General features: G+C 73.3%; 10 protein-coding genes. 5 read left to right on the top strand and 5 right to left on the bottom strand.

What is annotated here, in order from left to right:
• Positions 1-5: 5 nt before the first annotated feature.
• Both ACFVUT_RS26775 and ACFVUT_RS26770 read right to left on the bottom strand, forming a co-directional pair.
• Positions 6-671 (bottom strand): hypothetical protein, encoded by a 666-nt coding sequence (locus tag ACFVUT_RS26775; RefSeq protein WP_389654713.1) that lies wholly within the window; start codon positions 669-671, stop codon positions 6-8.
• Between the two features lie 149 nt (positions 672-820).
• Complete coding sequence (locus ACFVUT_RS26770; RefSeq protein WP_389654715.1) at positions 821-1564, bottom strand: GntR family transcriptional regulator; 744 nt, start codon at positions 1562-1564, stop codon at positions 821-823.
• A 304-nt stretch (positions 1565-1868) separates the two neighbouring features.
• On the opposite strand from ACFVUT_RS26770, the gene ACFVUT_RS26765 reads away from it, so the two are divergent.
• The 3 genes from ACFVUT_RS26765 to ACFVUT_RS26755 are packed head-to-tail and all read left to right on the top strand — an operon-like array spanning position 1869 to position 4149.
• Positions 1869-2618, top strand: a complete 750-nt coding sequence (locus tag ACFVUT_RS26765; protein WP_389654928.1) for a LamB/YcsF family protein — start codon at positions 1869-1871, stop codon at positions 2616-2618.
• On the top strand, positions 2615-3292 hold the full coding sequence (locus tag ACFVUT_RS26760; RefSeq protein WP_389654717.1) for an allophanate hydrolase subunit 1: 678 nt from the start codon (positions 2615-2617) through the stop codon (positions 3290-3292). The genes ACFVUT_RS26765 and ACFVUT_RS26760 overlap by 4 nt, the downstream gene beginning before the upstream one ends.
• Positions 3289-4149, top strand: a complete 861-nt coding sequence (locus tag ACFVUT_RS26755; protein WP_389654719.1) for a biotin-dependent carboxyltransferase family protein — start codon at positions 3289-3291, stop codon at positions 4147-4149. Before ACFVUT_RS26760 ends, ACFVUT_RS26755 begins: the two co-directional genes overlap by 4 nt.
• Before the next feature lie 156 nt (positions 4150-4305).
• Here ACFVUT_RS26755 and ACFVUT_RS26750 read toward each other — a convergent pair whose 3' ends face one another.
• Complete coding sequence (locus ACFVUT_RS26750; protein ID WP_389654721.1) at positions 4306-6597, bottom strand: heavy metal translocating P-type ATPase; 2292 nt, start codon at positions 6595-6597, stop codon at positions 4306-4308.
• A gap of 265 nt (positions 6598-6862) precedes the next feature.
• On the opposite strand from ACFVUT_RS26750, the gene ACFVUT_RS26745 reads away from it, so the two are divergent.
• Positions 6863-7552 carry a copper homeostasis protein CutC gene (locus ACFVUT_RS26745; protein WP_389654723.1) on the top strand — a complete coding sequence of 230 codons (690 nt, stop codon included), beginning with the start codon at positions 6863-6865 and terminating at the stop codon, positions 7550-7552.
• Positions 7553-7861: 309 nt separating this feature from the next.
• Here the strand turns inward: ACFVUT_RS26745 and ACFVUT_RS26740 are convergent, their stop codons facing one another.
• Positions 7862-9985: a HelD family protein gene (locus ACFVUT_RS26740; protein ID WP_389654725.1), complete on the bottom strand. Its 2124-nt coding sequence runs from the start codon at positions 9983-9985 to the stop codon at positions 7862-7864.
• 507 nt (positions 9986-10492) lie between these two features.
• Here ACFVUT_RS26740 and ACFVUT_RS26735 point away from each other — a divergent pair.
• On the top strand, positions 10493-10684 hold the full coding sequence (locus ACFVUT_RS26735) for a hypothetical protein (protein ID WP_389654727.1): 192 nt from the start codon (positions 10493-10495) through the stop codon (positions 10682-10684).
• 134 nt (positions 10685-10818) lie between these two features.
• Here ACFVUT_RS26735 and ACFVUT_RS26730 read toward each other — a convergent pair whose 3' ends face one another.
• Entirely contained in the window at positions 10819-12462 is a 1644-nt protein-coding gene (locus ACFVUT_RS26730) for a DNA repair helicase XPB (protein ID WP_389654729.1), read from the bottom strand.
• Positions 12463-12569 lie beyond the last annotated feature (107 nt).

The raw sequence follows: 12569 nt of genomic DNA, 5'->3' as shown, positions 1-12569 counted from the left end.
CGTGCTCAGCGGCTGAGCAGTTCCCACTCGGTCAGCAGGTTCTGTCGTGCCCGCGGCTCCCACTGGGCCACCCCGTGCGGTGTACGGAACAGGCGCGGCAGCCCGAGCAGCTGACGGAGCACGGCCGCCCGCCCCTCCCGGAACAGGTCGTCGGGCACGAAGCCGTACTCCTCGCGCACCTGCGCCGCGTAGGCCGCGTACTCCTTCGGGTCCGACGCCAGAATGGCCAGATCCGCATCGCACAGCACCTCGCCGTTGGTGTCGCCGTCCGCCGGATCGTGGGTGACGGTGAGGCGGACGAGCCGGGCGACCTCGGCCGTGACGTCGGCCGGTACGCCGGCCTCCGGCAGGGCACGTTCGGCGAGGGCGGCGCTGCGTTCCTCGTTCTCGGACCGGTCGGGCCGGTAGACCGCGTCGTGGAACCAGGCTGCGAGGCGCACGGCGTCCGCGTCGGCCGCGTATCCGGCGAGTGCGTCGATGTGATCGAGCACAGCGACCAGGTGCGCGGTGGTGTGGTAGCGCCGCTGCGGCTCGGCCCAGTGGACCAGCAGACGGTCGGCGTACGGCAGGGGGTCGGGCCCGGATGCCGTGCCCCGGGCGCCGATGAGCGCTTCCTGCCAGCGGTCGCGGAGAGAGGCGCCGGCGCTGTGTCCGTGCGGGCGGTCGGTCATGGAACGACCCTACGGGCTGTACGTGCGGGCTGTCCCATGGCCAGGGACGGACGCCCCCCGGGCGGTCAGCGGCCTTCCGGGGGGTGGGGTGTTGTACGGACGTGACACCTCGGGGTGGAAGTGTCACGTCGTGCCGCACGCACCGGGCACTACAGCCCGGTCAGGCGCTCCGCGTACGCCTCCGCCAACTGGCGCCGCGAATCCTCCAGGTAGAGGGCCAGCATCCGCTCGGCACCCGCCGCGTCACCCTCGGCCAGCCGGTCCGCGATCTCCCTGTTCCGGGTCAGGTAGGGCTCGTGGAAGCGGCGCGGGTCGGCCATCACGTGGAAGGCCAGCCGCAGCTCGGCGAGGACGCTGCGCATCAGCTCGTCCGTGCGGGGGCTCTTCGCGAGGCCGGTCAGGGCCTGGTGGAAGCGGATATTGGCGGTCGAGCAGACGGGCCAGTCGTCCGACTGCGCGGCCCGCTCCCCCGTCGACACGGCGGCCTCGACAGCCGTCAGGTCGTACGGCGGCTCCCCCAGCGTCCGCAGCGCGGCGCACTCGACGAGCATCCGGACCCGGTAGATGTCCACCAGATCGTGGACCGCGAGGATGCGCACGAAGACACCCTTGTTGAGGCGGTGTTCCAGGAGGCGTTCGTGCGACAACAGCCGGAACGCCTCGCGCAGGGTGTTCCTGGACACGGCGAGGGCGCCGCTGATGCTCTCCTCGGAGAGCCGGCTGCCCGGCGGGAAGTACCCTTCGGCGATCCGGTCCCGCAGGATGGCGGCGACCCGCTCGGCGGTGCCGAACCGAGCCGGGGAGGCGGTGCCGGACCGAGCCGGGGAGGCGCTGTCCGCGGCCAGGTCCGAGAGATCCGGAACGATCCGGCCGCCGCCCGCAGTCCCCGCCATGCCCCGTCCCCTGCTCGTTGCTCCGTCGCCGTGCCGCCCTGACACCCTGCCGCCTTGCTGCCGTGGCGCCCTGCCGCCTTGCTGCCCTGACGCCCTGCCGTCCTGGCGCCCTGCCGTCCTGGCGTCCCGTTGCCTCGCAGCCCGACGGCGTCGCGCGCTTCTTCCGGTGCGCGGTCCGGGCCCAGTGAACCGTACGGCTGTCTCACGCCCCAAGTCGGGTCTTGTCGGATTGTTGAACAATCGCTAGCGTGCGCCCGTGACGGATCTGACGAACCCGGTGAGCCCGGTGAGCCCGGCGAACCCGATGGATCTCAACGCGGATCTCGGCGAAGGGTTCGGACACTGGACCCTCACCGATGACGACGCGCTGCTCGGCTGCGTCACCAGCGCCAACGTGGCGTGCGGGTTCCACGCGGGCGACGCCTCCGTGATGCGGCGGGTCTGCGACACCGCCGCCGCCAGGGGCGTACGGATCGGCGCCCAGGTCGCCTACCGCGATCTGGCCGGCTTCGGACGCCGCTCCATGGACGTGCCGCCCGCCGAGCTGACCGCCGAGATCGCCTACCAGATCGGCGCCCTGCGGGTCTTCGCCGAAGCGGCGGGCTCCACGGTCTCGTACGTCAAACCGCACGGCGCCCTCTACAACCGCGCCGTCTGGGACGACGACCAGGCCGCGGCCGTGGTCGGGGGGGTCCGGCTGGCCGGCGGAGACCTGGCGGTCCTCGGACTCCCCGGTTCGCGCCTGCTCGCCCACGCCGGGGCCGCGGGCCTCACAGCGGTCGAGGAAGCCTTCGCCGACCGCGCCTACACCCCCCAGGGCACCCTGGTCCCGCGCCGCGAGCCCGGCGCGGTGGTGCACGACGAGGACGACGTCGTACGCCGGAGTGTCGGCATGGCGGTGGACCGGGGCGTCACCGCGTCCGACGGCAGCCGGATACCGGTCGCGGCGCGCTCGCTCTGCGTCCATGGCGACACCCCGGGCGCGGCGGCGCTGGCCCGCAGGATCAGGACGGCGCTGGAAGAAGCGGGCGTGGCCGTGCGGGCGTTCGCGTGAGCGCGCGGGCGCGCGGCGTCGGAGCCGGCATCGAGGTTCTTCCCGCCGGACCGGGAGCGCTGCTCGTCGAGCTGCCGTCCGGTGAACACGCCGAGGCCTTCCACGCCGAGTTGCTGCGACGGCGGGCGCTCGGTGAGCTGCCCGTCGTACGCGAGATCGTTCCCGGCGCCCGGACCGTTCTGCTCGACGGCATCGCGGACCGCTCCCCGGACGGCACCGCGCGGCTCGCTCGCACCCTCGTCTCCTGGCCGATACCGCCGCTGCGACGTGACACCGGCAACGGCGTCGAGATCCCCGTCGTCTACGACGGCCCGGACCTCGACGACGTCGCGGCGGCCTGGGGCGTCACCGTCGCCGACGTGCCGCGCATCCACGCCGGGACCGAATTCCGGGTGGCCTTCTGCGGGTTCGCCCCCGGCTTCGGCTACCTCACCGGCCTCCCCGAACACCTGCACCTGCCGCGCCGCGCGACCCCGCGCACCAGGGTGCCGGCCGGTGCGCTCGCCGTCGCGGGGGCGTACACCGGGGTGTACCCCCGCCCGTCGCCCGGCGGCTGGCAGCTCATCGGGCGGATGCCCGAGCCGGGCGAGCTGTGGAACCCGGCCCGCGAACCGGCCGCGTTGCTGACCCCCGGGGCGCGGGTGCGCTTCGTCGCGGCGGAGGTGCGGCCGTGACCGGCTCCATCGAGGTGGTCCGGGCCGGCGCCCTGACCACCGTTCAGGACGCGGGCCGCACCGGCTGGGCACACCTCGGGGTGCCGCGCGCCGGCGCGCTCGACGCACCGGCCCGCCTCCTGGCCAACCGCCTGGCCGGGAACCCGTCGGACGCGGCACTGCTGGAGACGACGGTCACCGGCTGTGCGGTCCGCCCGGACCGGTCCGTGGTCGCCGTCGTCGGCGGGGCGCCCTGCCGGGTCACGGTCGGCGGGCGGCCCGTGGCCTGGGGGGCACCCGTGCGCGTACCGGCGGGCGCGGTGCTCGACGCAGGCCCCGCCGTAAGGGGCCTGCGCAGCTATCTGGCGTTCGGCGGCGGCCTGCTGCCGGAACCGGTGCTGGGCAGCAGGTCCGCCGACCTGCTCTCCGGGCTGGGCCCGGCCCCGCTGCGCGAGGGGGACGTACTGCCCCTGGGGCACGGGACGCCGAGCCCCTTCGGCACCGACGCCGTGCCGTGGCCGGGCGTGCCCACCGCACTCGTCCTTCCCCTGAGCCTCGGCCCCCGCCACACCTGGTTCACGGACGAGGCGCTGCGCACGCTCACCACGGCCACGTACCGGGTCTCACCGCACAGCAACCGGATCGGCCTGCGTACGGAGGGCCCGGCCCTGGCACGCGCCCGCGAGGACGAACTGCCCAGTGAGGGGATGGTGCTCGGCGCCCTTCAGGTGCCGCCGGACGGACGCCCGGTGGTCTTCCTCAACGACCATCCGACGACCGGGGGTTACCCGGTCGCCGGTGTGGTGCACGAAACCGCGCTCGCGGGGGCGGCACAGGCGGTGCCGGGAACCCCGGTGCGCTTCGTGCGGGCGGGCTGAGGACCCACGCCGGCCGCCCCGGCCCTGGGGCCACTTGAGACTTCTGCCCCCCGCGGCCACCTGATACCTCCGCCCCTGCGGCGACCTGCGACCTCCGCGGCCTGCGACGGCCCTGCGCGGCGGCCCGCACCGTCGTACGCAGTCACCCGCCCCGCCCTACGCGGCTGCCCGGAATCCCCGCAGCCGCAGCGAGTTGCCGACCACGAAGACCGACGAGAAGGCCATCGCCGCGCCCGCGATCATCGGGTTGAGGAGCCCGGCCGCGGCCAGCGGCAGAGCGGCCACGTTGTACGCGAAGGCCCAGAACAGGTTCGTACGGATGGTGCCCAGCGTTCTGCGGGCGAGCCGGATGGCGTCCGCCGCGGCCCGCAGGTCGCCCCGTACCAGCGTCAGGTCACCGGCCTCGATCGCGGCGTCCGTGCCCGTGCCCATCGCCAGGCCGAGATCGGCGGTGGCGAGGGCGGCGGCGTCGTTGACCCCGTCGCCGACCATGGCGACCGAACGGCCCTCGGCCTGGAGGCCCTTGACGACGTCGACCTTGTCCTGCGGCATGACCTCCGCGTACACCGTCCCGATGCCGACCTCGGCCGCGACCGCCTCGGCCACCGCCCGGTTGTCGCCGGTGAGCAGGATCGGGGTCAGGCCGAGGGCCCGCAGCCGCTCGACGGCCTCCGCGCTGGTGTCCTTCACCGCGTCGGCGACTTCGAGGACCGCCCGCGCCTCGCCGTCCCAGGCGACCGCGACGGCCGTACGTCCCGCAGCCTCCGCCGCCGCCTTCCGCCGTGCCAGACCGGCCGGAAGGCCGATCTCCCACTCGGCGAGCAACTGTTCGCGGCCCACAAGAACGGCGTGGCCCTCGACGACGCCCTGGACACCGAGGCCCGCGAGGTCGGTGAAGTCCTCGGGGACGGGGAGCGGGCTGCCGGTGCGTTCGGCGGCTCCGGCGGCGACGGCGCGCGCGACGGGGTGTCCGGAGGCGTGCTCCAGGGCGCCCGCGATCCGCAGCACCTCACCCTCGTCCGTGCCGTCCGCCGTGTGCACGTCCAGCAGGGTCATCCGGCCGGTGGTGACCGTGCCGGTCTTGTCGAGGACGACGGTGTCGACGCGCCGGGTGGTCTCCAGGACCTCCGGGCCCTTGATCAGGATGCCGAGCTGGGCGCCGCGCCCCGTGCCGACCATGAGGGCGGTGGGGGTGGCCAGACCCAGGGCGCAGGGGCAGGCGATGATCAGTACGGCGACCGCGGCGGTGAACGCGGCGGTCACGTCCCCCGTGACGAGCAGCCACACGACCAGGGTGCCCAGCGCGAGCACCAGCACCACGGGCACGAACACGGCGGAGATCCGGTCCGCGAGACGCTGCGCCGCGGCCTTGCCGTTCTGCGCGTCCTCGACGAGCTTCGCCATCCGGGCCAGCTGGGTGTCGGCGCCGACCCGGGTGGCTTCGACGACGAGCCGTCCGCCCGCGTTGAGCGTGGCCCCGGCGACGGAGTCACCGACACCGACCTCCACGGGTACGGACTCGCCGGTGAGCATGGAGGCGTCCACCGCCGACGCGCCCTCGACGACGGTGCCGTCCGTGGCGATCTTCTCGCCGGGCCGGACCAGGAACCGGTCACCGACCCGGAGGCCGGCGGTCGGCACGGTCACCTCACGGCCGCCGCGCAACACGGTCACCTCCTTGGCGCCGAGCTCCAGAAGCGCCCTGAGAGCCGCGCCCGCCTTTCGCTTGGAACGGGCCTCGAAGTAGCGCCCGGCGAGGATGAACGCGGTGACTCCGGCGGCGGCCTCCAGATAGATGTTCCCCGCGCCGTCGCCGCGGCCGATGGTCAGCTCGAACGGATGGGTCATGCCGACCATGCCCGCCGTGCCGAAGAACAACGCCCACACCGACCACAGGAACGCGGCCGAGGTGCCGACCGAGATCAGGGTGTCCATCGTGGCCGCGCCGTGCCTGGCGTTCGTCCAGGCGGCACGGTGGAAGGGCCATGCGGCGTACGTGACGACGGGGACCGTCAGAATCAGCGCGAGCCACTGCCAGTAGTCGAACTGGAGCGCGGGAACCATCGACAGGGCGATCACCGGCACGGCGAGCACGACGGCGGTGAGCAGCCGCTGCCGCAGAGGCCGCAGCTCGTCGGTCTCCGCGGCGGCGGAGCCGTCCTCGGCACGGGACCGGGCAGCGGTCTCCTGCGCGGTGTAGCCGGTCTTCTCGACGGTGGCGATCAGATCCCGCACGGACACGTCCTCGCCCCGGTAGCCGACCTTGGCCTTCTCGGTGGCGTAATTGACGGTGGCCTCGACACCGTCCATCCGGTTGAGCTTCTTCTCGATACGGGCCGCGCAGGACGCGCAGGTCATGCCGCCGATCGCGAGCTCGACCTCCACGGTGGTGCCGGTGGTTGTGCCGGGGCCGGTGCTGGTGCCGGTTGTGGCGGTGTGCGCGGACACGGTGTCCTCCCTGCCGGAGATCCTGATACCCCTAGGGGGTATGCATTACTCATTCAGGTATACCCCCCACCCCTATGGAACGCAAGGCCGGTCCGCCACCGGCCCGTCACCGGACCCCGGGCGCATGCACCCGATCGCCTGATATGCGCCCGACCTCACATATCTCCACACCGCGTGGAGGCTGCGCCCTCGGGCTACCGCCCCGTAGGCTGGCCATTGGACTAGACCTGTTGACGTATCGCTGTTTCCTGGAGGATGGGATCCCATGAGCAACCGTGCAGTCCTGGAGGTGATCGCTCTCGACGCGGAGGACGCGGTCGCTGCTCAGGCGGGTGGTGCGGACCGGCTTGAGCTGGTCACCGACATGGCGGCGGACGGCCTGACCCCGTCGTGTGCGACCTTCGCGGAGATCCGGGCGGCGGTGGACATTCCACTGCGGGTGATGCTCAGGCTGGCGGACGGCTTCGCGGCCGGCGACATCGATGCGCTCGTGGCCAGGGCGCGCGAGCTGCGGGCGGCGGGCGCCGAGGAATTCGTCCTGGGCTTCCTCGACGCCGAGGGCCAGGCGGACCTGGTCGCCGTGGAACGCCTCGTCGCCGAGCTGGACGGCTGCGACTGGACCTTCCACCGCGCCATCGACCGGGCCGCCGACCGGGACGCCCTGCGCAAACAGCTGGCGGACATGCCGGGCCTGGACACCTACCTCACGGCGGGTTCGCCGAAGGGGGTCGACGACGGCATCCCGACGCTGCTGGTCGAGGCGGCGCGCAAGGGCGCCCCCGGGTACGAGCCGCAGATCCTGGTGGGCGGCGGGCTCCGCCTGGAACACCTGCCGGAGCTGCTGGCCGCGGGCATCGACGCCGTCCACATCGGCGGCGCCGCACGCCCGAAGGGCTGGGCGGGCCCGGTGGACGCCGCGGCGGTACGGGAGTGGCGGACGGTCCTCGACGCGTAGGGCCGGGCGCCCGGTGGTCCCGGACCGAGGGGATGCCATCGGCGTCCCGAGGGTCCTGGGGCCACCCCGCCCGGCGGTTTCCAGGGCCCGCCCCCGGGCACCACCGGCCGAACCAGGCCCGCCCCAGGCACGCCCACCCGCACCGACCCGACGGCGGCTCCCCCGCCCTCGCCCCTACGCCGGCGCACGGCTGTCGGCCCTCCGTCAGCGCCCCCGCCCCTACGCCATTCCCCGGCTCCCGGCCCTCCGTCGGCTCCCCCGCTCCCCCGCTCTCCCGCTCTCCCGCTCCCCCGCTCCCCCGATCTCCCGCTACGCCAGCTCCCCCGGCATGTCCGCCGCGTGCACCACCGTCAGCCCCGACACCGCACGTGTCAGTGCCACGTACAGCCGCCGCAGCCCCGTCCGCTCGTCCGGCTCGCCGTCGACCACCGCGGCCGGCTCGTCCAGTACCACGTAGTCGTACTCCAGCCCCTTCGCCAGCGTCGCCGGAACCAGGGTCAGCCGGGACTCGGCGGTCGTCTCCTCACCGGGGGACAGATACGAGCGGCCTGCCGCGGCCAACGCGTCCGCCAGCGCCGGAATCCGCGCGTCCGCAGCGATCAGCCCGATCGACCCCTCGCGCGCCAGCGACTCCTCGCACGCCGCCAGCACCACCGCGTCCAGCTCCGCCGGATCGCCCACGCTCCGCACCTCCAGCGAACCCGGCGACTCGCGCACCGACTCCACCGCCGCGAGGCCGGGCGAGATCGACGGCAGCAGCCGTGACGCGTACGCGATCACCTCGCGCGGCACACGGAAGCCCGCCGTCAGCTCCTCCACCAGAGCGTCCGGCTTGCCCAGGTGGTGCAGCGCCTGCGCCCAGCTCTCCGTCGACCACGGCGTCGTGCCCTGCGCGAGGTCGCCGAGGACCGTCGCCGAGCCCGTCGTGCAGCGGCGGCCCACCGCCCGGTACTGCATGGGGGACAGGTCCTGCGCCTCGTCGAGCACGACGTGGCCGAGCGAGTGCGTACGCGCCACCAGGTCGCTCGCCTCATCGATCAGCACCGCGTCCGCCGCCGACCACTTCGCGGACTTCACGCTCCGGACCGCCTTCGTCCACAGGATCGTCTTCTGCTCGTCCTCGGTGAGCAGCCCCTCCGCGTGCGCGGCCAGGAAGTCCGCGTCCGCCAGCAGCCGCAGCACCAGCTTGGCCGGTTCGACGACCGGCCAGATCTCCTTCACGGCCGCCTTCACGGCGGGGTTGCGGGCCACCGCGTTCTGCACCCGGTCGTCGGGCGCCTCGCCGGCCTCCTCCATCCGGACCAGGACGGCATGCGCGATGCGCTGCGGAAGCGCCTCGTGGGCGGCCCCGTACCGCATGTCGCGGGCCAGCAGCTCGGTGACGATCTCCTCCAGCTCGTACGCGGGCACCCGCCAGCGGCGCGAACCGCGCACCACCATCACCGGCTCCGTCGGAAGCGTCACATGCGAACGGATCGCCCGGCGCAGCACTTCGGCCATCCGGGCATCGCCCTTGACGACGGCGGCGGCCGCCGTGTCCGTGCCGCGCACCTCGATGTGGGCCGTCACCAGGTCGTCGACGGTCGCCTGCCGCACCTCCAACTCGCCGAGGGCCGGGAGCACTTGCTCGATGTAGTGGAGGAAGGAGCGGTTCGGCCCGATGACCAGCGTGCCGGTACGGGCGAGGCGTTCGCGGTGCGCGTACAGCAGATACGCGACACGGTGCAGGCCGACGGCCGTCTTGCCGGTGCCGGGCCCGCCCTGTACGCAGACTGTTCCGCCGAGGCCGCTGCGGACGATCTCGTCCTGCTCGGGCTGGATCGTCGCGACGATGTCACGCATCGGACCGACACGCGGCCGCTCGATCTCGGCCTGGAGGAGTTTGCTGGTCTGCTCGGCCTCCGTGGGGTCGTCGAGGTGCTCGTCCTCGTACGCGGTCAGCTCGCCTCCGGTGTAGCCGAAGCGGCGGCGCCGGCCGACGTCCTGGGGGTCCTTCCTGGAGGCCCGGTAGAACGGCTGCGAGACGGGCGCACGCCAGTCGATCACCATCGGGTCGCCGTTGGCGTCGTGGACGTGGCGTCGCCCGATGTAGAACTGCTCGCCCTCCCTCGGCTCCCCGCCGCCCTCGGCCGGGGCGCCGTGCGCCGCCTCCTTCGGCGAACCCTCCGCCTGCTCGGCACCGACCGGGTGCAGATAGTCCAGGCGGCCGAAGAAGAGCGGGGTGTGGGCGAGATCGGCGAGGGACTTGATGCGCGCGTCGATCTGGCCCTGCAGGACGACCGCGTTGACCCAGTTCGCGGTGACGTCGCGGATGTCGAGGGCCTGGGCGTCCTCGCGCATGGCACGCAACGCGGAGCGGGACGCGGCGAGATGGGCGCGTTCACGAGCCAGGGGATCGGTGGTGGTGTCGCTTTCGTAGGCGTGCGCGGGCACGGTGTTGCCTCCGGCTTTTCAACGCAGGACGGCGGGCCGCACCTCGCCCCGGTCACGGTTCGGGGCGATGCGGTCCGCTCGGGGATCGGTCACGGGATACGCACGCAGGTGCGCGTACGGCTGTCGGCCGGTTTCCGTCCGGTCGGCGGCGCTCCCCCGGCTGCCGGCGACGGCCGGTACCACGGTGCGGGAGGCGGGCAGACCTGCGAGTCTATCGACCGCTCCCGTAGGGGTCGAACGGTTTGCCGCCGGCCCCGCCCCGTGCCGCCGCGGTCCGTGACCGGGCCCGGCCTTCGGCCGGACGCGCCTCTCCCCGTGGCCGGGCCGTCCCGTAGCGGGTCCGTCCCGTAGCGGGTCCGTCCCGTAGCGGGTCCGTCCCGTAGCGGGTCCGTCGGCGGCGGGTCCTTCCCGTAGGGGACGGCATGCGACCGGAGACCTACACGTACCGCTCCCGGGTTCCGACCGCGGGCCGATGCCCGCACGGGCCCACCGCAGGACCATGGAGACATGAGCACCGTCTCTCTGAACCCCCGCAGGACCGGCCCCGCGCACGGCGCGACCGCGGCAACCGGTCACCGGTACCACCACCTCGTCGGCGACGCCCTGCGCGCCGTCAAGGTCTACGCCCGCGCCGCGTTCGGCGTGGCCGTCCTCGGTGAATACGCGCAGGAGGCAGGCGTCCACCGGCGCGCGCACTGAACGCATGCGGGCGCAGCATGCGGACGCCCACCGGCGCGCGCACTGAGCACGCGCGGGCGCAGGAGGCAGGCGTCCACCGGCGCGCGCACTGAGCACGCGCAGAACGCGGACGTCCACCGTCCCGCGCGCGGGCCTCAGTCCTCGGCCAGCAGCTCGTCCGCGTCCACGATCCGGTAGGCGTACCCCTGCTCGGCCAGGAACCGCTGGCGGTGCGCCGCGAAGTCCTGGTCGATCGTGTCGCGGGCGACCACCGAGTAGAAGCGCGCCTCGTGCCCGTCGGCCTTGGGCCGCAGCACCCGGCCGAGCCGCTGCGCCTCCTCCTGCCGTGAGCCGAACGTCCCCGACACCTGAATGGCGACGGTCGCCTCCGGGAGGTCGATGGAGAAGTTCGCGACCTTCGACACCACGAGGACGCTGAGTTCGCCCTCGCGGAACGCGTCGAAGAGCTTCTCGCGCTGGGCGTTGCTCGTCTCGCCCTTGATCACCGGGGCGTTCAGATGCTCACCCAGCTCGTCGAGCTGGTCGATGTACTGCCCGATGACCAGGGTCTGCTCGCCCCGGTGCCTGCGCACCAGCGCCTCCGTCACGTTCCGCTTCGTCGCGGTCGTCGCGCAGAACCGGTACTTCTCCTCGGTCTCCGCCGTCGCGTACGCGAGCCGCTCCGAGTCCGTCAGATTGACGCGCACCTCGACGCAGTCGGCGGGCGCGATGTAGCCCTGGGCCTCGATCTCCTTCCAGGGCGCGTCGAACCTCTTGGGCCCGATCAGTGAGAAGACGTCCGACTCGCGGCCGTCCTCACGCACCAGCGTCGCGGTGAGGCCGAGGCGCCGCCGGGCCTGGAGGTCGGCGGTGAACTTGAAGACGGGCGCGGGCAGCAGATGCACCTCGTCGTAGATCACCAGACCCCAGTCGCGGGAGTCGAACAGCTCCAGGTGCGGGTAGACGCCCTTGCGGCGGGTCGTCAGCACCTGGTACGTGGCGATGGTGACCGGCCGGATCTCCTTGCGCGTACCGCTGTACTCACCGATCTCTTCCTCGGTCAGCGAGGTCCGCTTCACCAGCTCGTGCTTCCACTGCCGGGCCGAGACGGTGTTCGTCACCAGGATCAGCGTGGTCGCCTTGGCCTCAGCCATCGCACCGGCCCCGACCAGCGTCTTGCCCGCGCCGCAGGGCAGGACCACGACACCGGAGCCGCCGTGCCAGAAGCCCTCGACGGCCTGCCTCTGGTACGGCCGCAGTGCCCAGCCGTCCTCGGCCAGTTCGATGCGGTGCGCCTCGCCGTCGACGTACCCGGCGAGGTCCTCCGCCGGCCAGCCCAGCTTCAGCAGCGTCTGCTTGATCTGCCCGCGCTCCGAAGGGTGCACGGCCACGGTGTCCGGGTCGATCCGTGCCCCGACGAGCGGCTGGACCTTCTTCGACCGGAGGATCTCCTCCAGTACGGGCCGGTCGGTGGAGGTCAGCACCAGACCGTGCACCGGATGCTTGGAGAGCGTGAGGCGGCCGTACCGGGCCATCGTTTCGGCGATGTCGACGAGCAGCGCGTGCGGAACGGGGTAGCGCGAGTACTGCACGAGCGCGTCGACCACCTGCTCGGCGTCGTGCCCGGCGGCGCGCGCGTTCCACAGCCCGAGCGGCGTCAGCCGGTAGGTGTGGATGTGCTCGGGCGCGCGCTCCAGCTCGGCGAAGGGCGCGATCGCACGACGGCAGGCGTCCGCCTGGTCGTGGTCGACTTCCAGGAGCAGCGTCTTGTCGCTCTGGACGATGAGGGGTCCGGTCACGCGCGTCAGCCCTTTCTGCTGCGGGGACGGCCGGGAACGGCCAAACGTCCAGTGTGCCGCATGCGGGCGGTGAGCGGTCGGACTCCGCGGCGACGGACGGACCGGAG

The organism is Streptomyces sp. NPDC058051 (genome assembly GCF_042885475.1).
In the GTDB taxonomy this organism is placed as follows: Bacteria; Actinomycetota; Actinomycetes; order Streptomycetales; family Streptomycetaceae; genus Streptomyces.
Note: the sequence above shows the minus strand (reverse complement) of the source record. Positions and strands in the feature narration are given on the sequence as shown.

Bases quoted from the DNA above. Each gene is read 5' to 3' on its own strand.
- ACFVUT_RS26775 (WP_389654713.1), bottom strand. From the start codon at position 671: ATGACCGACCGCCCGCACGGACACAGCGCCGGCGCCTCTCTCCGCGAC.
- ACFVUT_RS26770 (WP_389654715.1), bottom strand. From the start codon at position 1,564: ATGGCGGGGACTGCGGGCGGCGGCCGGATCGTTCCGGATCTCTCGGAC.
- ACFVUT_RS26765 (WP_389654928.1), top strand. From the start codon at position 1,869: ATGGATCTCAACGCGGATCTCGGCGAAGGGTTCGGACACTGGACCCTC.
- ACFVUT_RS26745 (WP_389654723.1), top strand. From the start codon at position 6,863: ATGAGCAACCGTGCAGTCCTGGAGGTGATCGCTCTCGACGCGGAGGAC.
- ACFVUT_RS26735 (WP_389654727.1), top strand. From the start codon at position 10,493: ATGAGCACCGTCTCTCTGAACCCCCGCAGGACCGGCCCCGCGCACGGC.